The following is a 19,752-nucleotide window of genomic DNA, read 5'->3' on the forward strand; positions in this document are numbered from 1 at the left end:
CGCCCGGCACGTTTCTGGCTGGGGGCTTACGCCGCCGACTCGAGGATCCGGGTTTTCGGGGCGCCCTGGAGGGCGGGGGCTACGGTGGAGGAATTCCAGACGTTCGCCTGAAGGTTCGCCAGCAGCGCTTCGGCCTGGTCGCGGCTTTCGAAGTCGAGTTCGACCACCACGTAGTTCGGATCGTCCACCGGGCGGCTGATCCGGTGCGCGGTGACCCCCGACGCCGCGCGGTTCACCGGATCGCGGTCGAACGCGGCTTTCCACATGCCAAAATCCTTGATCGCGTGCTCTATCTGAAGGGTGTACATCGCCATCGGTCCTTCCGGCGCCGGCTCAGGTTGTAGGGATGCTTCCAAGCTACGCGCGGCACGGAGTAGGCGGTACCCCCATCTGGTGGGGGAGCGGCCGGGTTCCGGCGCCTCGCCTATCCGCCGGCGAACGGCGGAAGGACGTCGACGACGTCGTCCGGCTTCAGCGCCGCCGCACGGTTCCGCACCGCCACCTCGTTGAGCAGGAAGCTGCTCCGGGACAGGAGCCGCGCCAGCGGCGGTGTTCCGGCCGGGGGTTCCGGGCGCTCGACGGCGAGGATGGCCTCCAGCAGCGAATCGACCGTGGCGTCGGCGGGGAGGTCGAAGTGTTCCTCGTCGGCGCCGGCGGCAGCGCGCGCGGCAGCGAAGTAACGTACGTTCACGGGTGGTTCAGCCTCCGATGGCGCTCATGCTGCGGTCCGGCTGGACGAAGTCCGGGGCGTCCAGTCCGACGTGGTCCATGCCGTGGGCCTTGGGCTTGATCCACATGGCGTCCTGCCAGCGCTCCGCGAGTTGTTCGTCGCTGGCGCCCTCGCGGAGCAGCCCCAGCAGGTCCACTTCCTCGCGGGAGAACAGGCAGCTCATGATCTTGCCCTCGGCCGTGATGCGGGTGCGGCGGCAGTCGGAGCAGAACGGCTCGGTCACGGACGCGATGATTCCCACGGTTCCGAGCACCGGCCCGGTGGCGTCGGCCGTGCCGGGCACACGGGCCCGGACCTCGAAGCGTTCGGCCGGGGCGCCGTCGCGGTCCCGCGGATCGCTGCTGAGCACGTAGTCGACGGAGAGCAGCTCACGGATCTCCGCGGCGGTGATCATGTTCCGGCGGGTCCAGCCGTGGTCGGCGTCGAGCGGCATCTGCTCGATGAAGCGCAGTTCGTAGCCGCGGTCCAGCGCCCAGGCCAGCAGCGCGGGGGACTCGGCGTCGTTGATGCCGCGCATCAGCACGGCGTTGAGCTTCACGGGGCCAAGGCCGGCGGCCCAGGCGGCATCCACGCCGGCCAGGACCTTGTTCAGGAAGGGGCGGCGGGTCAGTTGGGTGAACGTTTCCTCATGGAGCGAGTCCAGCGAGACGTTGATCCGGGAGAGCCCGGCGGCCTTGAGCCCGGCGGCTTTTTTGTCCAGGCCGACGGCGTTCGTGGTCATGGAAATCGGAAGGTCGGGATGGGCGTGGCGGAGGGCGGAAATGATGTCCATCAGATCGGCCCGCACCAGCGGTTCACCGCCGGTGAGCCGCAGTTCCCGAACTCCCAGCATGTCGACGCCGATCCGCACGATCCGGACTATCTCCTCCGCCGACATCACAGCCTGCTTGGACAACCACTCCAGGCCCTCGGCCGGCATGCAGTACGTGCAGCGCAGATTGCACTTGTCCGTCAGGGAAAGCCGCATATCGGTGGCGCGGCGGCCGTAGCGGTCCACGAGGCCGGCGGGCATCCCGGCCGGGCGCCCGGGCACCTGCGCGGCGGAAGTGCCCGCGCCGGAACCGTCCTCCGCGCGGGGCTGGGGCATACCAAGCTGAACACTCATAGAGTCAGGCTACGCCACCTCGGCGCCGGCATCACTCCTGTTGGGCGCCGTATTGCCCCGGTCCCGTGTTGCGCCGGCCCCGGCGGGCGGTGCCGCCGGGGCCGGCGCGAATCTATGCTGGGAGCGTGAACACCTCCCAGCACGGGCAGCCGGGCACCCTTGCAAATCCCGGCCCACAGACCCCGGTCGCGCGGATGACGACCCGGCAAACCTCTGCCTGGGCGGCCGCGGCCGGAGTCGTGGCCGTCGGTACCGGGCTGGCGCTGGGGGAACTCGCGGCAGGACTGGTGAGTCCCTCACTCTCGCCGGTGACCGCCGTCGGGGGCGCCGTGATCGATGTGGTCCCGCCGGGCCTCAAGGACTGGGCCATTTCGCTCTTTGGCACGGCGGACAAGATCGCCCTGCTCGGCGGCATGGGGCTCGTGATCGCCGCGCTGGCCGCCATGGCCGGAATCGTGGAGCTGCGGCGCCGCTTCGCCGGGGTGGCCATCATCGCCGTCTTCGGGGTGGCAGGACTGGCTGCCGTGCTGGGCCGCAGCGAACTGACCGGGAACGCGATCCCCGTTCCGCTGCTCGCCGCCGTGGTGGGCATGGTCCTGCTGCGCTGGCTGATCCGCAGGCTGGAGGACTGGCAAACCGACGCCGGACTCCCGGCCGGGGACACAGCGCCGCCGGCTGAAGACACAGCACCCGCAGTGGGAGACGCTGCCGCGCCGGCCGACGGCACAGCCCCGCCAGCCGAGCACACTGCCCCCGCGGCGCAAGAACCTGCCACCTCGGCGCAGCCTGCCTCCCGCCGCCGCTTCTTCCAGGTGCTCGGCGGAACGGCCGCCGTCGCGGCGGGGCCCCGCGTGCACGCCGCGCCGCTCCCGGGGGGCGCCGCCGCGCGGGGGGGCCTCCCCCCCCCCCGCGTCCGCGCTCCCGGGCGAACCCGCCCCCCCCGCCCCGCCCCCCGGCGTGCTCGCCGCGACGTTCCGGGGAGCCGCCGCCGTCGTGAGTGACCTGCGCAGCAAGCTCGTGCTTCCCGCGCCGGTGTCACCGGCGCCGCCCATCCCGGCCGGAGCCGAGGTGCGGCTGGACGGGGTGGGCCCGCTGGTGACGCCCAACAAGGACTTCTACCGGATCGACACCGCCCTGCGCGTCCCGGTGCTGGACCCGGGTCAGTGGACCCTGAAGGTCACCGGGCTCGTGGAGCGCGAGGTCTCGCTGGACTTCGCCACGCTGCTGGCCAAGCCCCTGGTCGAGCGGCACGTCACCATCGCCTGCGTCTCCAACGAGGTGGGCGGTGACCTGATTGGCAACGCCCGCTGGCTCGGCTGGCCGGTCCGGGACCTGCTGGCCCTCGCCGGCCCGCAGGAGGGCGCGGACATGGTGCTGTCCCGCAGCGCTGACGGCTGGACCGCCGGCACCCCGCTCGAGGTGCTGACGGACAACCGGGATGCGCTTCTGGCGGTCGGGATGAACGGTGAGCCGCTGCCGCTGGAGCATGGCTTCCCGGTCCGGCTCATCGTGCCCGGGCTCTATGGCTACGTGTCCGCGACCAAGTGGGTCACCGAGCTCAAGGTGACGCGCTTCGCGGACGACGTCGGGTACTGGACGCCCCGCGGCTGGAGCGAGAGGGGACCCATCAAGACCTCCTCCCGCATCGATGTGCCCCGCAACGGCCGCTCCGTGCCCGCCGGCACGGTGGCCTTCGGCGGGGTGGCCTGGGCCCAGCACACCGGGATCGGCCGGGTGGAGCTCCGGGTAAACCGCGGGGCGTGGCAGCAGGCCGAGCTGGCCCCCGGGATATCCACGGACACCTGGTACCAGTGGAAGCTGGCCCTGCCGCTGGCCCCCGGCCAGTACGAGGTCCAGGTCCGCGCCACGGACCTCGCCGGCGCCGCGCAGGTGGAGGACCGGGCGCCGGTGGTGCCCAGCGGGGCCACGGGCTTTCACACGGTTAGAGTTGACGTGAAGTCCTAATACACTGGGCCAACACGCCCGGCCAGGCAGCCGGGCAAGGCGCCGGACCGGGGAGCCGGACCGGCACCTTCAGTAACCGGCTCACGACGAGGGGTTACCAACGCATGCACCGCACCCAGACACGGCACGTCACCGTCGAAGCGCACCGCGAGTCCGTCCGCCGGCTCCTGGCTCCGCTCCGCACCCCGGACCGGGTTGAACAGCTCCCGCTCCTCGCAGCGCTGGGCAGGGGACTCGCGGCGGACGTCGTGGCTCCGCTGGACCTGCCCCCGTTCCCGAATTCGCAGATGGACGGCTACGCGATCCGCAGTGCCGACGTGCCCGACGACGGTGCCGAACTGCGCGTCGTCGCCCCCGTTCCCGCCGGTGCCACACCCCCCCAACTGGCCCCCGGAACCGCCGCCCCGATCATGACCGGCGCCATGATGCCGCCCGGAGCGGACGCCGTCGTCCCGATCGAACAGGCCCTGCCAGCGGTCTTCCCCGCGCACGACACGCCGGCCACGGTCCGGCTGCCCGCCGCCCCGGCACGGAACTTTGTCCGCGACGCGGGCAGCGACATCCGTAGCGGGGCACTGGCACTTGCCGCCGGGACCTTCCTGGGACCCGGACAGTTGGGACTCCTGGCCGCTCTGGGATTCACCGAGGTCCCCGTCTACCAAGCGCTGCGGATCCTCCTTGTCACCACTGGCGATGAGGTCGTGGAACCGGGCAGCCCGCTGGGCCCCGGCAAGATCTACGACTCCAACGCCACCTTGCTGGAATCGTCCATGCGCCAGGCCGGCCTCGACGTCACCCGGACCGGGATCTCCACGGACCGCCCCGAGGAGCTCGCGGCCCTGCTGCGCAGGCATGCGGCGGACGTGGACCTGATTGTCAGCACCGGCGGAGTCAGCAAGGGCGCCTACGAGGTGGTCCGGCAGGCGATGGAAGGCCACGCCGTCGACTTCCTCGGCGTCGCGATGCAACCGGGCGGGCCGCAGGGGGTCGGAACCTTCGACGGCGTCCCGGTCCTCGGGTTTCCGGGCAACCCCGTGAGCTGCCTCGTCTCCTTCGAAATGTTCCTCCGGCCCGCCCTGGCCGACCTCTTCGGCTCGCCCGCGCCGCGTCCCGTGGTGAGGGCCCGGCTGGCCCAGGCGCTGGCGTCCCCGCCGGGCAAGCACCAGGTGCGGCGCGGCACGGCCCTCCCCGACGGCACCGTCCGGCTGGAAGGCGGCGCAGGATCACACCTCGTCAGTGCCCTGGCCCGCTCCAACGCGCTGATCCAGATCCCGGAAGGAACGTCCGCGCTCGCGGAGGGCGCCGAAGTGGAAGTATGGATGCTGTGAACGAAGATAACCCGGCAACGGGAACCCCACGCCTGACCCACCTCCGGCAGGACGGCACGGCCCAGATGGTGGACGTGTCCAACAAGGCGGAGAGCACCCGCGAGGCCACGGCCACCGCCACCGTCCGCAGCACCGCCGAGGTCCTGGCCCTTCTCGGCGCGGGGGAGCTGCCCAAGGGCGATGCCCTCTCCGTGGCCCGGGTCGCGGGCATTATGGCCGCGAAGAAGACCCCGGAGCTGATCCCGCTGTGCCACCCGCTCCCGATCGCCAAGGTCACCGTCGACTTCGAGCTCGACACCACCACGGTGACGGTTTTCGCCACCGTCAAGACCCGCGGCATCACCGGCGTCGAGATGGAAGCGCTGACCGCAGCCTCCGTGGCCGCCCTCAGCGTGTACGACATGATCAAGGCCGTGGACAAACACGCGGTGCTGACCGACATCAAGGTGCTGGCCAAAAGCGGCGGCAAGAGCGGGGACTGGACACTATGAGCATGCCCGAACCACACCGGCACGGCGAAGCCACCGGGCGGAAGGCCGGCGTCGTGATCGCCTCCACCCGGGCCGCGGCCGGGATCTATGAGGACCTGACCGGCCCCGTCATCATCGACTGGCTCACCGAACACGGCTTTGAGCCCTACCCGGCGCTTGTGGTCCCCGACGGCGAAGCGGTGGGCGCGGCCCTGCGCGCGCTCCTGACCCAGGCGCCGGCGGTCATTATCACCAGCGGCGGCACCGGCCTCAGCCCCACCGACGCCACCCCGGAACAGACGCTGCCCCTGCTGGACCGCGAAATTCCGGGCATCATGGAGGGCATCCGCGGCGCCGGGACCGCCAAAACCCCCATGGCGATGCTCAGCCGGGGCCACGCGGGGGCGGCCGGCCAGACCTTCATCGTCAATCTCCCCGGATCCCCCAAGGGCGTGATGGACGGCCTCAGCGTGCTGGATCCCATCCTCGGACACCTGTGCGACCAGCTGGAAGGCAGCCATGGCCACTGACTCAACCTTTGAACCGGACTTTGTCGTGGTGAACGCGGTCCTGAGCGCCGAGCCCATTGCCGTGGACCAGGCCATCGCCGCCGTCGAATCCGACACCGCGGGCGCGGTGGTCAGCTTCAGCGGCGTGGTCCGGAACCACGACGGCGGCAAACCGGTCCGGCGGCTCAGCTACAGCGCGCACCCGACAGCGCACCAGGTGATGGCCGACGTCGTCGCCCAACTCGTCGCCGAACAGGCAGCCGGCGCTGACACCGGGAACGGGGGAGAGCCCGGCAGCGGCACAGCACAGCCGGTGCGGATCTGGGCGGCGCACCGGATCGGGATGCTGGAGATCGGCGATCCCGCCCTGGTCTGCGCCGTCTCCGCCGCGCACCGCGGCCAGGCCTTCGCGGTCTGCTCGGAACTGGTGGACCGGATCAAGGCGCAGGTTCCCATCTGGAAAGAACAGTTTTTCACTGACGGCACGGTCGAGTGGGTCGGCGCGGGGGAATAGCCCTCCCGTAGCAGGGCGCGCCAGCGCCGAGCAGCGGGCCTGCTGGGGGTTGTCATGCGCGGCCGCCGGTTCAAGGCGGCGCCCGCCCCGGCGGTAGGGTTGATTGCATGACCGAACAACTCGCAGTCGCCGTGCTGGGCGCGAACGGGCGCATGGGCGCCGAGGCGGTGCAGGCCGTCGAGGCCGCCGCGGACCTGAACCTTGTCGCCGCGCTGGGCAGGAACGATTCCCTGGACATGCTCGTCGACGCCGGCGCCCGGATCGTGGTGGACCTGACGGTCCCCGAGAGCACGGAAGCGAACGTCCGCTTCGCCGTCGAACACGGCATGCATGCCGTGGTGGGGACCACCGGCTGGGACGCTGAGAGGCTTGGCCGGCTCGAGGAACTCCTCGCTGGCCATCCCGGCGCGGGAGTCCTGATCGCGCCGAACTTCGCACTGGGTTCGGTGCTCGCCTCCGCTTTCGCGGCCAAGGCCGCCCGCTACTTCGAATCGGTCGAAATCGTCGAACTGCACCACCCGGACAAGGTGGACGCCCCGTCCGGAACGGCCGTGCGGACCGCGCAGCTGATCTCCGCCGAGCGCGCAGCCGCCGGCCTGCCTGCCAGCCCCGACGCCACCACCAGCGAGCGCCCCGGCGCGCGCGGCTGCGACGTCGACGGCGTCCGTGTCCACAGCGTCCGCCTTCGCGGCCTCGTGGCCCATCAGGAAGTACTGCTGGGCGGGCCGGGGGAGCAGCTGACCTTCCGGCACGACTCCTTCGACCGCGCCTCCTTTATGCCCGGCGTGCTGCTGGGCGTGCGCAACGTTGAGGCGAACCCGGGACTCACGGTGGGGCTGGACGGCTACCTGGACCTGGGGCTCTGAGCGCCTTGGCGAATGTCCTGACCGCGTTCAAAGCCAACCGCACCAAGATCTGGGTCGGCGCCGTCACGCTCCTGCTGGTGTTCTACCTCGTGGTGTCCTTCCAGCGCGCGGTGCTCCTGATGACGGACCCCAACCCGGTGGCGAAGGCCATCGGTGTGGCGTATCTGCTCCTCCCGGTGATCGGGGCCTGGGCCCTGGTCCGCGAGCTGCTCTTCGGCGCCCGGACGGAACGGCTGGCCAAAATCCTCGAAGCCGAGGGCGGGCTGCCGGAAGACACACTGCCGCGCACGCCTGCGGGGCGGATCGTCCGCGAGGCTGCCGACCTTGAATTCGAGAAGTACCGTGCCGAGACGGAAGCTGCGCCGGAGGACTGGCGCTCCTGGTTCCGGCTCAGTTGCGCCTATGACGCCGCGGGCGACCGCAAGCGGGCGCGTGCCGCGATGCGCGACGCCGTCCGGCTGTACCGCACGGGATCCCGCCAGCCCTGAAGCCGCTTCCGGGCCGCTCCGGGCCGTTACCGGGGCAGTTACCGGACACGGGCCGGCTGGTAGCGGCCCAGCTGGTTGGCCGCATGCGCCACCCACTCCAGCGGACCCCGCCATGACAGGGCCGCGAAGATGCCGCCCAGGACCAGGATCGCCACGGCCTGTCCCCAGTAGACGCCCTCAACCGTCCACCCGGACGGCAACGGCCGGCCGTGCAGCGAGGCCATCACACACAAGTGGGCCGTGTAGAAGCTCAGGGTCATGGCACCGGCGCCCCGCAGCGGGAGCAGCACGTCCAGCCCGGGCCCCTGGACCAGCCGGCCCACCAGAAGGAAGACTCCGACGACGGCGGCCGCCACCCCCGAGGTGTGCAGCAGATCCAGTGTGGTGCCCGAGTGCGGGGCGCTGGTGGCGAGCCACCAGGCCGATCCGGTCTGGTCCACGCCGGCCAGATTGACCTGCAGGAGGCTCTCCAGCGGGTACGAGGGATCGAGCAGAGTGGCCTGCAGCGCCGCCCGGCCACCCCAGTCCTCCATCATCACGACGCTGAGCCACTTGGCGAGGACCGCCACCGCGGATCCCACCGCCAACAACAGAACCGGGACCGACGCCGACGTGAGGGCGAGCCGGCCGATCGCGAGGCCGATCAGCAGATACGTAATCCACTGCAGGACGGGGTAATAGCCGGTCAGGAAGAGGTCCCCGAGCAGGACGGCCGGCGTGGCCAGGTCCTCCCACAAGGGGTTGTGGCCCAGCTGCAGGGGCGGCTCGGCGGTGAGGAGCCAGGGCCGCAGCAGGAAGGCGACCGCCGGGCTGACCAGCACCCAGCCGGCGGCCAGCACCAGCAGGTGTTTGACGTCCAGCCCGAGGAAGGGCAGCACACACAGGAACAGCACGGCGTAGTGGACCAGGATGATGGCGATGTTCACCTCGAGCCCGCCCAGGGAGAGCCCGACGGCGCCGATCACCAGGGCCCGGAGCGCGATGCCCCGGCGGGCCGCCCACAGGGCGGGACCGTGAAGCGGCTGCTCCTTGCCGGTTGACAGGGCCAGCCCGATACCCGCGAGGACGGCGAACAGGGCTGAGGCGCGTCCGGAGAACACGAGTCCCGTCCACGTGGGGGTGAGCTGGGCGTTGGACTCGAACGTCGGGAAGACATGCGTGGCCATCATGCCCAGGAGGGCCAGGCCGCGGGCGGCATCAATGCCTGACAACCGCGTTCCAACGAGCTTGCCTGCTGCGGACCGTGAAGTGGAGGTTGTTCCGCGCGGCGTCATCGTCCGATCGTCTCACGAGACGCTCCGGTGGTCTGCGGCCAAGGGCGGATCCGCGCGCGTTCACAGGAGCCGCACAGGGTCTTGTGTTCGAATATATGTTCGAATACTATGTCGTCATGAACAACGCACCAGAACCCGCCTTCCCGGCGGACGCAATTCCCGGCGTGCTCAGGGCAATGAGTCCGGGCGTCGTGGACTTCCTCTTCCGGCAGCTTGTCGCCGGCGAGCCGGCGGAGGACGTCCAGTGGCAGGAGGAGGGAACTGTCCTGTCGGCGCAGGCGCCCGGCGCCGAACTTGCGCGCCGGCTGGCCGAGACCGAACTCGACGCGCTCACTCCCGGCGAACTGTTCCACTATGTGCGGGCGGCCCAGCGGCTCGCGGCGTGGGCAGAAGGCCTTCGGGAGGATGCGGTGAGCCGCTACTGTGCCGCGCCCTCCGGCAGAGCCGCACCCTCCGGCGGAGCCGCGTAGGCCGCGCTGGCGAACGCGAGGCATGAATCGCCGGGGGCCGCACCCGGCCGGCCGCACTCCGCCGGCCGGACTCCGGCTGAGGTTCCGGTCCGGGGTTGATCTTCATCACGTCGCCGTCATTGTCCGATCTCGCCGGGGACAGGGTAACGTTTTTCATATGGCTGACTCTCGCACTCGCTCTTTCACGTTCGGATCCCTCGTGACCGCCATGGTCACGCCTTTCACATCCGACGGTGAGGTCGATTACCAGCAGAACGCGGAGCTGGCCAACAAGCTCGTCGATGACGGCCATGACGCCCTCGTGATTTCGGGCACAACCGGGGAAACCTCCACGCTCGAGGACGATGAGAAGGAAAAGCTCTTCCGGGTCGTCGTGGAAGCCGTGGGGGACCGCGCCAAGGTGATCGCCGGAACCGGCACCAACCACACCTCACACTCGATCGAGATGGCCAAGCGGGCCGCCAAAGCCGGGGCCCACGGCCAGCTGATCGTCACCCCGTACTACAACAAGCCCAGCCAGGCAGGGATCCGGGCCCACATCGAAGCCGTCGCCGACGCCGCCGATCTTCCCGTGATGGTCTATGACATCCCCGGCCGCTCCTGCGTCCCGATCCTGCCCGAAACCATGATCCGCCTCGCGGAGCACCGGAACATCGTGGCGCTCAAAGACGCGAAGGCCGACTTCGCCGCCGTGACCCGGGTACTCGCCAACACCGACCTGGATGTCTACTCCGGCGACGACGGACTGACCCTGCCGTGGATGTCAGCCGGCGCCGCCGGACTCGTGAGCGTCTCCGCGCACGTCGCGGCGCCGCGGTTCCGCGCCATGATCGATGCCGCACTTGCGGGCGACTTCGCCACCGCCCGCACCATACATTTCGAACTGGACCCCGTGGTCCGTGCAGTGATGACCCATATCCAGGGTGCTGTTGCTGCGAAGCAAGTTCTTAAGTGGCAGGGAGTCCTGCCCAACTCGGTTGTCCGTTTGCCCCTCGTGGAGCCGGGCGAAGCCGAGATCGAAACCATCCGCGAGGACTTGGCGGAAGCCGGAATGGTCTTTTCCTGATCGGGTGTTTGATCCTGATGAGGAAAGACCAGGCCGGCAACCGCCTGGAAAGTAGTGCATTATGACCCAAACCGCCCTTCCCGGCCTTGTCACGCCGCCGAAACTGCTCAAGGACACCCTGCGGATCGTTCCGCTCGGCGGCCTCGGGGAGATCGGCCGCAACATGACCGTCTTCGAGATCGACGGCAAGCTGCTCATTGTCGACTGCGGCGTCCTCTTCCCGGAAGAGACCCAGCCCGGCGTGGACCTGATCCTGCCCGATTTCTCCTACATCGAGAACCGCATGGATGACATCGTCGCCGTCGTCCTGACCCACGGCCACGAGGACCACATCGGCGCCGTTCCGTACCTTTTGCGCCTGCGCGCCGACATCCCCCTGGTGGGCTCCCGGCTGACGCTGGCCCTCATCGAGGCGAAGCTGCAGGAACACCGGATCAAGCCGGTCATCCAGACCGTCACCGAGGGACAGGTGCAGAAGTTCGGTCCGTTCGAGTGCGAGTTCGTGGCCGTCAACCACTCCATCCCCGACGCCCTCGCCGTGTTCCTCCGCACCTCCGGCGGCACGGTTCTGCACACCGGCGATTTCAAGATGGACCAGTTGCCGCTGGACGGCCGGATCACCGACCTCCGCCACTTCTCCAAGCTGGGCGAAGAGGGCGTTGACCTGTTTATGTCGGACTCCACCAACGCCGACGTGCCGGGCTTCACCACCGCCGAGAAGGAGATCGGACCCACCCTGGACCGGCTCTTCGGCCAGGCCTCCAAGCGCCTGATCGTCGCTTCCTTCTCCTCGCACGTGCACCGCGTCCAGCAGGTCCTCGACGCCGCCGCCAACCACAACCGCAAGGTGGCCTTCGTCGGCCGCTCGATGGTCCGCAACATGGCCATCGCGGAAAAGCTGGGCTACCTTGATGTGCCTGCGGGCATCCTCGTCGATATCAAGAACATCGACAACCTGCCGGACAACCGCGTGGTCCTGATGTCCACCGGTTCCCAGGGGGAGCCTATGGCGGCCCTGTCCCGCATGGCCAACGGGGACCACCGCGTCGTCGTCGGCCCGGGCGACACCGTCATCCTCGCCTCCAGCCTGATCCCGGGCAACGAAAACGCGGTCTTCCGCATCATCAACGGCCTGCTCAAGCTTGGCGCTGACGTCATCCACAAGGGCAACGCCAAGGTGCACGTTTCCGGCCACGCTGCCGCCGGCGAACTGCTGTACTGCTACAACATCCTGGAGCCGCTCAACGCGATGCCGGTGCACGGTGAAACCCGCCACCTGATCGCCAACGGCAAGATCGCCCTGGACTCCGGCGTCCCCGAGGAAAGCATCCTGCTCGCGGACAACGGCACAGTCATCGACCTTCGGGACCACCAGGCGGATATCGTCGGCCAGGTGGAGGTCGGCTTCGTCTACGTCGACGGCTCCAGCGTCGGTGAAGTCACGGAAGCGGACCTGAAGGACCGCCAGACCCTCGGCGACGAAGGCTTCATCTCCATCATCACCGTGATCCACCGCGCCACCGGCAAGGTGGTTTCCGGCCCCGAGATCCACGCCCGAGGCGTGGCAGAGGACGACTCCGTCTTCGACGAGATCATCCCCAAGATCAACGCCGCCCTGGAAGAAGCCGTGCTCAACCGCACGGACCACACCACACACCAGCTGCAGCAGGTTGTCCGCCGCGTGGTGGGCACTTGGGTCAACCGCAAGCTCCGCCGCAAGCCCATGATCATCCCGGTGGTCCTGGAGGCATAAGTACCGGAGCCCACGCGCTGGAGGCCAAACGCCTCCCGGCGCACCGAAACGGCCCTCCCGGCCTGCCGCAGCCTCGAGCTTGCGGCGGACCGGGAGGGCCGTTTTTGCGTGTCCGGCAGGCAACATGATCCCCGCGGAGGCCCGGAAATCCGCGGAATTCGGCCCGGAGTCGGGTACCGTAGCGGGTATGGCGACACGTACCTCCTCCGCGCCAAGAGGAAACTCCAGCGGTAAATCAGGCAGCTCTGCGGCCCGGGGCTCCCGCCCGGCTGCATCCAAAACCACCAAGTCCTCCGGGACGACGGGCGCCGCGCGCACCCGCCAGTTGGCCGCCGTCGAACCGAAACAGCCCTGGCTGGTCCGGGTTGTGGCCGGTGCCTGGCTGGGCGTCGCCCACGTCGTCGGGGCGGGCATCCGCCGGATCGGCTACGACGTCAGCGACCTCGCGCCCGAGGACCGCCGCGACGGCGCAGCCCTGTTCAACCTGGCCCTCGGCGTGTTCGTCGCCACCTTCGCCTGGTGGGGATTCCAGGGCTGGTTCCCGGACATGGTCTACGGCGTCGTCAACGGCACCTTCGGCTGGATGGCGCTGCTGCTGCCGCTGATGCTGTTTGTCTGCGCCTTCCGCCTGTTCCGCCAGCCCGTCGACGGCCGCGGCAACAACCGGATCGGCATCGGGTTCCTGATCATGGCGTTCGCCGGCTCCGGCCTGGCCCACGTCATCGGCGGGGAACCGACCGTCGCTGACGGGTTCGACGGCCTGCGCCGTGCAGGCGGCATGCTCGGCTACCTGGCGGCCGCCCCGCTCGCGGCCATCCACGCCGCCGTCCCGCTGGCCGTCTACGGCCTGCTCGCCTTTACCTCCCTGCTGATCGTCACCGCCACGCCCTTCGGCGCGATCCCCGACCGGCTGCGCGGTGCCTACGAACACCTCATGGGCATCGACCTGCAGGACCAGTACAGCGACGACCACGACGGCGACGGGCACGACCGCAGCTACCTCTACGAAAATGACGCCCCGGCCCCGGCGAAGAAAAAACGCCGCCGCCTCTTCGGCAAGGACCAGGACGACCAGACCGGGCTCGAAGGCTACGTCGGCGACGAAGCCTTCGAACGAGCACTCATTGCCGACGAGGAAGCGGAGGCCGCCCGGGCCGCCCGTGGCGGCAAATCCGCCTCCAAGCCCGCCGCCGAACCTGTCGCCCCCGGGGTTCGCCGGCCCACCCAGGCCGAAATCGCCGTCGAAAAGATCAAGGCCGCCCAGGGCCTCGGAAGCGCCGCGGCGGGGGAGAACGCCACCGAGGCGATCCCGCTCGTCACCCCGGGGATGGTCGCCGCCGGGTCTCTCAACCCGCCTGCCCCCGCGCCCGCGTCGGCCGCCGTCGCCGCTGCGGCGAAGGTCCCCTCCAATCCCGTGGCCCCGGCGCCGCTGCCCACGCCGATCCCGCAGCGCACCGAACAGCTCTCGCTTGCCGGCGACGTGACGTACACGCTCCCGGCCTCGGACGTCCTTACCCCGGGCTCCATCCCGAAAGAACGCACCGAAGCCAATGACGCGATCGTCGCGTCGCTGACCGAAACGCTCAACCAGTTCAACGTGGACGCCCAGGTCACCGGCTTCAGCCGCGGCCCCACCGTCACCCGCTACGAGATCGAGCTCTCCCCGGGCACCAAGGTGGAGCGCGTCACCGCACTGTCCAAGAACATCTCCTACGCCGTCGCCAGCTCGGACGTGCGTATCCTGAGCCCCATCCCGGGCAAGTCGGCAATCGGCATCGAGATCCCCAACACGGACCGCGAGACCGTGTCCCTGGGCGATGTGCTGCGCAGCCAGAACGCCCGGCGCACCGACCACCCGATGGTCATGGGCGTCGGCAAGGACGTCGAGGGCGGTTACGTCGTGGCCAACCTCGCCAAAATGCCGCACCTCCTCGTTGCGGGCGCCACGGGCGCGGGCAAGTCCTCGTTCGTGAACTCGATGATCACCTCCATCCTGATGCGCGCCACCCCGGATGAGGTCCGGATGGTCATGGTGGACCCCAAGCGGGTGGAACTCACCGCCTACGAGGGTGTGCCGCACCTCATTACCCCGATCATCACCAACCCCAAAAAGGCCGCGGAGGCCCTCCAGTGGGTGGTCCGCGAGATGGACGCCCGCTACGACGACCTCGCCAACTACGGCTTCAAGCACATCGACGACTTCAACAAGGCCGTCCGCGCCGGCAAGGTCCACCCGCCCGAGGGGTCCAAGCGGGTCATCCGGCCGTACCCGTACCTCCTGGTGATCGTGGACGAACTCGCCGATCTGATGATGGTCGCCCCGCGCGACGTCGAAGATTCGATCGTCCGCATCACCCAGCTGGCCCGTGCCGCGGGCATCCACCTGGTGCTCGCCACGCAGCGGCCCTCCGTCGACGTCGTCACCGGCCTCATCAAGGCCAACGTGCCGTCCCGGATGGCGTTCGCGACGTCCTCCGTCACCGACTCCCGTGTGGTCCTCGACCAGCCGGGTGCGGAGAAGCTGATCGGCCAGGGCGATGCCCTGTTCCTGCCGATGGGCGCCTCCAAGGCCATGCGTGTCCAGGGTGCCTGGGTCACGGAGTCGGAAATCCACAAGGTGGTGGAGCACGTCAAGGGCCAGCTCAAGGCCGTCTACCGGGACGATGTTGCCCCCGATGCGCCGAAGAAGCAGATCGACGACGACATCGGAGACGACCTCGAGGTCCTGCTGCAGGCCACCGAACTGGTGGTCACGACGCAGTTTGGTTCCACGTCGATGCTGCAGCGCAAGCTGCGCGTCGGCTTCGCGAAAGCCGGCCGGCTGATGGACCTGCTCGAGTCCCGCGGTGTGGTGGGCCCCTCCGAGGGTTCCAAGGCCCGCGATGTCCTGGTCAAGCCCGATGACCTGGCCACTGTCCTCGCCGCCATGAAGGGTATGGAGATGCCCGCCACCGCCGATTCCCAGACCGCAGCACTGAGTGATAACGCCAACGCGAACATCGCCCAGGGCGGGTACGCGGAGGATCTGGTCGCTGCCGACCTGGACAACCGCACCCAGGCGATCGAGTATCACGACGGCGCTGACGTTGGCTCCGGAGACGATGAGGACGGCTCCGAGGACGCCTGGTCGCTCACCGGACGGTAGCCTAGGAAGGTGACTAGCGCCGAAGCGAACAGTGCCGGATCCGCGTCCCGGATCTGGAACCTGCCCAACATCCTGACGATGCTGCGGATTGTGATGGTGCCGTTCTTCGTCTGGTTCCTCCTGCTCGACGCACCGGGACTGGTCGCCCAGAACGGCATCTGGCGCTGGGTTGCCGCGGCAACCTTCGCCGTCGCCATTTACACGGACAAGCTCGACGGCGACATCGCCCGCAGCCGCGGCCTCGTCACGGACTTCGGCAAGATCGCCGACCCCATCGCCGACAAGCTGCTGATCGGCTCGGCCCTGGTGATGCTCTCGCTGCTGGGGGAGCTGCCCTGGTGGGTCACCATCCTGATCCTGGTCCGCGAATGGGGCGTCACCGCGCTGCGCTTCTTTGTCATCCGCTACGGCGTGATCCCGGCGTCGCGCGGCGGAAAACTCAAGACCGTCATCCAGACGGTGGCCATCTTCCTGTACATCCTCCCGCTGGCCTCGATCGCCCCGTGGCTCGGGTTTGTGGCCTTCGCGGTCATGATGGTGGCCGTCGCCATCACGGTCTGGACCGGCGGCGAGTACGTCGTCGAGGCCCTCAAGCTGCGCGCCAGCGGCATCCGGGCGCGGCAACAGAAGATCCAGGAGGGCAAGCCATGAGCAATCCCCACCGCACGATCAACCTGCATCACCTGGCCGAAGAGGCGGTCACCGAGGCGATCCGCCGCGGCCTGACCGTGGCCACCGCCGAATCGCTGACCGCCGGCATGGTCGCCGCTGTGCTGGCAGACACACCCGGCGCCTCCGGGATGCTCCAAGGCGGTGTGGTGTCCTACCAGAACACGGTGAAGGCCGAGGTGCTGGGCGTGTCCCGGGAACTGCTGGACAGCGTTGGCGCCGTCGACGGGCGCGTCGCCGAGGCCATGGCCGAGGGCGCCCGCCGGGTCTGCGCCGCCGACGTCGGAGTCTCCACGACCGGGGTCGCCGGACCCGAGCCGCACGGCGGTAAGGACGTGGGCTCCGTTTACATCGGCGTCGCCACCGCAGGGGGAACGACGTCGTTCGGGTACAGCTTCGAGGGCAACCGGCCCGAGATCCGCGGCCAGGCCTGCGCGGCGGCGCTGGAACGCCTGCTGGAAGCCCTGGCATCCGTAAGCTACCGGGCGTAAAGTAGCCGGGAACAAAAACCGATTCCTAATAGTTGTTACATTGTGTCGCTTCCGAATAAGGGAGGCGCCTAGGATGAAAGCATCATCAGTGTCCGCTTTGACCAGCGGGCCCGACACCAAGAGGGAGCAAGGCGATACAGATGGTAAAGCAGCCCGTATCCGTTAACGGCGTTGTCCGCTGGAAGGATGTGGGCCTCGCCGATCAGGCTAAGAGCGAACAGAAGGAGCGCAAGATGGTTGTACTTCGTCACGAAATCGGTGATGTACTGCGCGATGTCCGCCAACGCCAAGGCCGTACCCTCCGCGAAGTCTCGCACAGTGCCCGCGTCTCCTTGGGCTACCTGAGTGAAGTGGAGCGCGGCCAGAAGGAAGCTTCCTCGGAACTCCTCTCCTCGATCTGCTCGGCCCTCGATGTTCCGCTCTCCAGCATGCTTCGCGAAGTCAGCGACCGTGTCGCCGTCGCCGAAGGTGTTGCCGTTCCGGACACCGTCCCGCAGGAGTTTGCCCAGCGTTACGGCCGTGACCTGGACCGCGAACTCAACACGGACCTCAACGAAGAGTTGGCCAAGGGCCTTCTTTCCGGGGCGCGCTAGCCCCGGCACCCACTACTCGACAAAAAACCCCGGCGGTGTGCCGGGGTTTTTTGCGTGCCCGGCCGCGCCGGGGCTACAGGCTAGTGCGGTTCGTCCCGGGGGAACCCGTCCCGCTCGTAGGTGGCGTTGAGCTTGGCGATATAGCGGGCCAGAGTCTGCAGTTCCTCCGGCGGCCACTCGCCCAGCCGATCGCGGAACACCTCGCGCCGGGCGTCCTGCACCTCGTGCATCTTCTCCTCGCCCTTGGCTGTCAGGCGGATCATCTGTGCGCGGCCATCCAGCGGGTCGGCTTCCTTGGCCACCAGGCCGAGGCGTTCCAGGAACGCGATCTGCCGGCTCACCGAGGGCTTCCCGACGCCGATGCTGGACGCGAGTTCGGTCAGCCGGATGGCGCCCTGCCGGCGGATCACGGAAAGCAGCCCGTAGGCCGCCGGTTCCATGTCCGGGTGGACCTGGCGGGAGAGGTGATGGGAGATGGACCGGGCGCGGCGCCAGAGCATGCTCAACTGGTGCTCGACGGCGGTCAGGGCCGCTTCGGTGGAATCGTCAGTGCCGCCGGGGATCCCAGGGCCAACGGCTGAGTTGCTCATGGCAACCATTCTAGAGTCCCCCCGCATCGTGAGAGACTCTAAGGGTGCGAATCAGTGACTTTTGGCGCCTTATGGACGACGAATTCGGGGCGGGCTACTCCCGCGTCCTCAGCAGCTCCCTGGTCCTGGCGGGAGTCGGCGGACGGACCGCCGACCAAGCCCTGGGGGCAGGCGTGCCGCCCCGGCAGGTGTGGCTTGCGCTGTGTGATGTGCAGGATGTCCCGCCCGAGCGGCGGCTTGGCCGCGACATCAAACCCCGCTGATTCCCGGCGCTTCAGCCCCGGCCCGGCAGCAAACACCTGACACGCCGCGACGATTGTTCGAATATCTGTTCGGGTAGGACTATGCTTTTTTCAGAGTGTTTTCCACATACGCGGGGCAGTCGGGCAACTCTGTCGGTGGGTGCCAGTAGCTTCAGTAATGACAGAAACTGACCACCAGCGTTGAGCTACCAGCACTGAATTACCAGCACTGATGACGAACCTGACCACCAGCACTGATCACGAACACTACCTGGGGCCGGCAACGGTCCCTCCACAGCGAGAAAGTATTAGAGGTGTGAACCATGGCCGCAGCCCCGGATCGCCAGAAGGCGCTCGACGCAGCGCTTGCCCAGATTGACAAGCAGTTCGGCAAAGGCTCGGTCATGCGCCTCGGCGACGAAGTCCGTGCGCCCATCGAGGTCATCCCCACCGGCTCTATCGCGCTGGACGTCGCCCTGGGAATTGGCGGCCTGCCCCGCGGCCGTGTTGTGGAGATCTACGGTCCGGAATCCTCCGGTAAGACCACCGTGGCGTTGCACGCCGTCGCCAACGCCCAGCGCCAGGGCGGCATCGCCGCCTTCATCGACGCCGAGCACGCCCTTGACCCGGAATATGCCGCCAAGCTGGGCGTCGACACCGACGCCCTGCTGGTCTCCCAGCCGGACACCGGCGAGCAGGCGCTCGAAATCATGGACATGCTCATCGGCTCCGGCTCCCTTGACGTCATCGTTATCGACTCGGTCGCGGCCCTCGTTCCCCGGGCGGAAATCGAAGGCGACATGGGCGACAGCCACGTGGGTCTGCAGGCCCGCCTGATGAGCCAGGCCCTTCGAAAGATCACCGGCCGCCTGAGCCAGACCAAGACCACTGCCATCTTCATCAACCAGCTGCGCGAGAAGATCGGTGTCTTCTTCGGGTCCCCGGAAACCACCACCGGTGGTAAGGCCCTGAAGTTCTACGCCTCCATCCGCATCGACGTCCGCCGGATCCAGACCCTCAAGGAGGGCGCGGACTCCGTCGGTAACCGCACCAAGGCCAAAATCGTCAAGAACAAGATGGCCCCGCCCTTCAAGATCGCCGAATTCGACATCATCTACGGCCAGGGCATCTCGCGTGAAGGCGGCATCATCGACATGGGTGTCGAGCATGGCCTGATCAAGAAGTCCGGCTCCTGGTTCACCTACGACGGTGACCAGCTGGGCCAGGGCATGGAGAACTCCCGCCGCTTCCTGCGCGACAACCCGGAACTGGCCGCCGAGCTTGAGCGGCTCATCAAGGAGAAGCTGGGCGTCGGCGTGAAGGCTCCCGCCGAGACCGAAGAATCTCCGAAGCTGAAGGCCGTTGACGGCTTCTAACGCCGGAGCCGGCACCGGGTCGGGGTTCCTTCCGTGGAGCCCTGACCCGGGCAACGAAGCCGACCCGCGTGCCGGGTCCCCCCGGCGCAGTTCCCGCGGGTCCCGCAG

Annotated in this window: 21 protein-coding genes and 1 pseudogene; 17 read left to right on the forward strand and 5 right to left on the reverse strand. The window is 68.6% G+C overall.

What is annotated here, in order from left to right; translation table 11 throughout:
* Positions 1 to 26: 26 nt before the first annotated feature.
* From FS787_RS16200 to moaA, 3 genes are all read right to left on the reverse strand, one after another.
* On the reverse strand, positions 27 to 308 hold the full coding sequence (locus FS787_RS16200; protein WP_144673986.1) for a hypothetical protein: 282 nt from the start codon (positions 306 to 308) through the stop codon (positions 27 to 29).
* A gap of 116 nt (positions 309 to 424) precedes the next feature.
* Positions 425 to 691 (reverse strand): MoaD/ThiS family protein, encoded by a 267-nt coding sequence (locus FS787_RS16205; RefSeq protein WP_144673988.1) that lies wholly within the window; start codon positions 689 to 691, stop codon positions 425 to 427.
* 7 nt (positions 692 to 698) lie between these two features.
* A complete protein-coding gene (moaA, locus tag FS787_RS16210) occupies positions 699 to 1,835 on the reverse strand; it encodes a GTP 3',8-cyclase MoaA (protein ID WP_186329223.1) in 1,137 nt (378 codons plus the stop codon).
* A gap of 125 nt (positions 1,836 to 1,960) precedes the next feature.
* Between moaA and FS787_RS18225 the strand changes: the two genes are divergently transcribed.
* The 8 genes and pseudogenes from FS787_RS18225 to FS787_RS16245 all read left to right on the forward strand — a co-directional run bounded on the left by FS787_RS18225 (position 1,961) and on the right by FS787_RS16245 (position 7,975).
* Positions 1,961 to 2,836, forward strand: coding sequence for a hypothetical protein (locus FS787_RS18225; RefSeq protein WP_260982599.1), 876 nt, complete (start codon positions 1,961 to 1,963; stop codon positions 2,834 to 2,836).
* Positions 2,790 to 3,800: pseudogene (locus tag FS787_RS16215) on the forward strand (molybdopterin-dependent oxidoreductase); the annotation flags it as partial. The gene FS787_RS18225 and the pseudogene FS787_RS16215, both read left to right, overlap by 47 nt.
* 104 nt (positions 3,801 to 3,904) lie before the next feature.
* Positions 3,905 to 5,128, forward strand: coding sequence for a gephyrin-like molybdotransferase Glp (gene glp, locus FS787_RS16220; protein ID WP_144673992.1), 1,224 nt, complete (start codon positions 3,905 to 3,907; stop codon positions 5,126 to 5,128).
* Complete coding sequence (moaC, locus tag FS787_RS16225; RefSeq protein WP_144673994.1) at positions 5,116 to 5,619, forward strand: cyclic pyranopterin monophosphate synthase MoaC; 504 nt, start codon at positions 5,116 to 5,118, stop codon at positions 5,617 to 5,619. Before glp ends, moaC begins: the two co-directional genes overlap by 13 nt.
* A complete protein-coding gene (locus FS787_RS16230; RefSeq protein ID WP_144673996.1) occupies positions 5,616 to 6,128 on the forward strand; it encodes a MogA/MoaB family molybdenum cofactor biosynthesis protein in 513 nt (170 codons plus the stop codon). Before moaC ends, FS787_RS16230 begins: the two co-directional genes overlap by 4 nt.
* On the forward strand, positions 6,118 to 6,621 hold the full coding sequence (locus tag FS787_RS16235; protein ID WP_144673998.1) for a molybdenum cofactor biosynthesis protein MoaE: 504 nt from the start codon (positions 6,118 to 6,120) through the stop codon (positions 6,619 to 6,621). The genes FS787_RS16230 and FS787_RS16235 overlap by 11 nt, the downstream gene beginning before the upstream one ends.
* Positions 6,622 to 6,728: 107 nt before the next feature.
* A complete protein-coding gene (dapB, locus tag FS787_RS16240) occupies positions 6,729 to 7,487 on the forward strand; it encodes a 4-hydroxy-tetrahydrodipicolinate reductase (protein WP_144674000.1) in 759 nt (252 codons plus the stop codon).
* 5 nt (positions 7,488 to 7,492) lie between these two features.
* Positions 7,493 to 7,975: a hypothetical protein gene (locus FS787_RS16245; RefSeq protein WP_144674002.1), complete on the forward strand. Its 483-nt coding sequence runs from the start codon at positions 7,493 to 7,495 to the stop codon at positions 7,973 to 7,975.
* Positions 7,976 to 8,013: 38 nt separating this feature from the next.
* Here FS787_RS16245 and FS787_RS16250 read toward each other — a convergent pair whose 3' ends face one another.
* On the reverse strand, positions 8,014 to 9,249 hold the full coding sequence (locus FS787_RS16250) for a heparan-alpha-glucosaminide N-acetyltransferase domain-containing protein (RefSeq protein WP_144674004.1): 1,236 nt from the start codon (positions 9,247 to 9,249) through the stop codon (positions 8,014 to 8,016).
* Positions 9,250 to 9,365: 116 nt separating this feature from the next.
* Here FS787_RS16250 and FS787_RS16255 point away from each other — a divergent pair, with 116 nt between their 5' ends.
* From FS787_RS16255 to FS787_RS16285, 7 genes are all read left to right on the forward strand, one after another.
* Positions 9,366 to 9,719, forward strand: a complete 354-nt coding sequence (locus FS787_RS16255) for a hypothetical protein (protein ID WP_144674007.1) — start codon at positions 9,366 to 9,368, stop codon at positions 9,717 to 9,719.
* A 157-nt stretch (positions 9,720 to 9,876) separates the two neighbouring features.
* On the forward strand, positions 9,877 to 10,785 hold the full coding sequence (gene dapA / locus FS787_RS16260; RefSeq protein WP_144674009.1) for a 4-hydroxy-tetrahydrodipicolinate synthase: 909 nt from the start codon (positions 9,877 to 9,879) through the stop codon (positions 10,783 to 10,785).
* A 61-nt stretch (positions 10,786 to 10,846) separates the two neighbouring features.
* Positions 10,847 to 12,538 carry a ribonuclease J gene (locus tag FS787_RS16265; RefSeq protein ID WP_144674011.1) on the forward strand — a complete coding sequence of 564 codons (1,692 nt, stop codon included), beginning with the start codon at positions 10,847 to 10,849 and terminating at the stop codon, positions 12,536 to 12,538.
* A gap of 187 nt (positions 12,539 to 12,725) precedes the next feature.
* Positions 12,726 to 15,683, forward strand: coding sequence for a DNA translocase FtsK (locus tag FS787_RS16270; protein ID WP_144674013.1), 2,958 nt, complete (start codon positions 12,726 to 12,728; stop codon positions 15,681 to 15,683).
* A 9-nt stretch (positions 15,684 to 15,692) separates the two neighbouring features.
* Positions 15,693 to 16,334, forward strand: a complete 642-nt coding sequence (gene pgsA / locus FS787_RS16275) for a CDP-diacylglycerol--glycerol-3-phosphate 3-phosphatidyltransferase (RefSeq protein ID WP_144674015.1) — start codon at positions 15,693 to 15,695, stop codon at positions 16,332 to 16,334.
* Positions 16,331 to 16,843 carry a CinA family protein gene (locus tag FS787_RS16280; RefSeq protein WP_144674017.1) on the forward strand — a complete coding sequence of 171 codons (513 nt, stop codon included), beginning with the start codon at positions 16,331 to 16,333 and terminating at the stop codon, positions 16,841 to 16,843. Before pgsA ends, FS787_RS16280 begins: the two co-directional genes overlap by 4 nt.
* Before the next feature lie 140 nt (positions 16,844 to 16,983).
* A complete protein-coding gene (locus FS787_RS16285) occupies positions 16,984 to 17,436 on the forward strand; it encodes a helix-turn-helix domain-containing protein (protein WP_056432397.1) in 453 nt (150 codons plus the stop codon).
* An 80-nt stretch (positions 17,437 to 17,516) separates the two neighbouring features.
* On the opposite strand, the gene FS787_RS16290 is transcribed toward FS787_RS16285, so the two are convergent.
* On the reverse strand, positions 17,517 to 18,026 hold the full coding sequence (locus FS787_RS16290) for a MarR family winged helix-turn-helix transcriptional regulator (protein ID WP_260982600.1): 510 nt from the start codon (positions 18,024 to 18,026) through the stop codon (positions 17,517 to 17,519).
* A gap of 44 nt (positions 18,027 to 18,070) precedes the next feature.
* On the opposite strand from FS787_RS16290, the gene FS787_RS16295 reads away from it, so the two are divergent.
* Positions 18,071 to 18,289: a DUF3046 domain-containing protein gene (locus tag FS787_RS16295; protein ID WP_144674021.1), complete on the forward strand. Its 219-nt coding sequence runs from the start codon at positions 18,071 to 18,073 to the stop codon at positions 18,287 to 18,289.
* A 302-nt stretch (positions 18,290 to 18,591) separates the two neighbouring features.
* A complete protein-coding gene (gene recA, locus FS787_RS16300; protein ID WP_018774457.1) occupies positions 18,592 to 19,644 on the forward strand; it encodes a recombinase RecA in 1,053 nt (350 codons plus the stop codon).
* Positions 19,645 to 19,752 lie beyond the last annotated feature (108 nt).

Origin of the sequence: Arthrobacter sp. U41 (genome assembly GCF_007679325.1) — a bacterium.
GTDB lineage: Bacteria > Actinomycetota > Actinomycetes > Actinomycetales > Micrococcaceae > Arthrobacter.

Excerpts from the sequence above, each read along its gene's own strand:
- moaA (WP_186329223.1), bottom strand. The coding sequence starts at position 1,835 with ATGAGTGTTCAGCTTGGTATGCCCCAGCCCCGCGCGGAGGACGGTTCC.
- glp (WP_144673992.1), top strand. The coding sequence starts at position 3,905 with ATGCACCGCACCCAGACACGGCACGTCACCGTCGAAGCGCACCGCGAG.
- FS787_RS16265 (WP_144674011.1), top strand. The coding sequence starts at position 10,847 with ATGACCCAAACCGCCCTTCCCGGCCTTGTCACGCCGCCGAAACTGCTC.
- FS787_RS16250 (WP_144674004.1), bottom strand. The coding sequence starts at position 9,249 with ATGACGCCGCGCGGAACAACCTCCACTTCACGGTCCGCAGCAGGCAAG.
- FS787_RS16270 (WP_144674013.1), top strand. The coding sequence starts at position 12,726 with ATGGCGACACGTACCTCCTCCGCGCCAAGAGGAAACTCCAGCGGTAAA.
- dapA (WP_144674009.1), top strand. The coding sequence starts at position 9,877 with ATGGCTGACTCTCGCACTCGCTCTTTCACGTTCGGATCCCTCGTGACC.
- FS787_RS16280 (WP_144674017.1), top strand. The coding sequence starts at position 16,331 with ATGAGCAATCCCCACCGCACGATCAACCTGCATCACCTGGCCGAAGAG.
- FS787_RS16200 (WP_144673986.1), bottom strand. The coding sequence starts at position 308 with ATGTACACCCTTCAGATAGAGCACGCGATCAAGGATTTTGGCATGTGG.
- FS787_RS16290 (WP_260982600.1), bottom strand. The coding sequence starts at position 18,026 with ATGAGCAACTCAGCCGTTGGCCCTGGGATCCCCGGCGGCACTGACGAT.
- dapB (WP_144674000.1), top strand. The coding sequence starts at position 6,729 with ATGACCGAACAACTCGCAGTCGCCGTGCTGGGCGCGAACGGGCGCATG.
- recA (WP_018774457.1), top strand. The coding sequence starts at position 18,592 with ATGGCCGCAGCCCCGGATCGCCAGAAGGCGCTCGACGCAGCGCTTGCC.
- FS787_RS16235 (WP_144673998.1), top strand. The coding sequence starts at position 6,118 with ATGGCCACTGACTCAACCTTTGAACCGGACTTTGTCGTGGTGAACGCG.
- FS787_RS16285 (WP_056432397.1), top strand. The coding sequence starts at position 16,984 with ATGGTAAAGCAGCCCGTATCCGTTAACGGCGTTGTCCGCTGGAAGGAT.
- FS787_RS16255 (WP_144674007.1), top strand. The coding sequence starts at position 9,366 with ATGAACAACGCACCAGAACCCGCCTTCCCGGCGGACGCAATTCCCGGC.
- FS787_RS16230 (WP_144673996.1), top strand. The coding sequence starts at position 5,616 with ATGAGCATGCCCGAACCACACCGGCACGGCGAAGCCACCGGGCGGAAG.
- moaC (WP_144673994.1), top strand. The coding sequence starts at position 5,116 with ATGGATGCTGTGAACGAAGATAACCCGGCAACGGGAACCCCACGCCTG.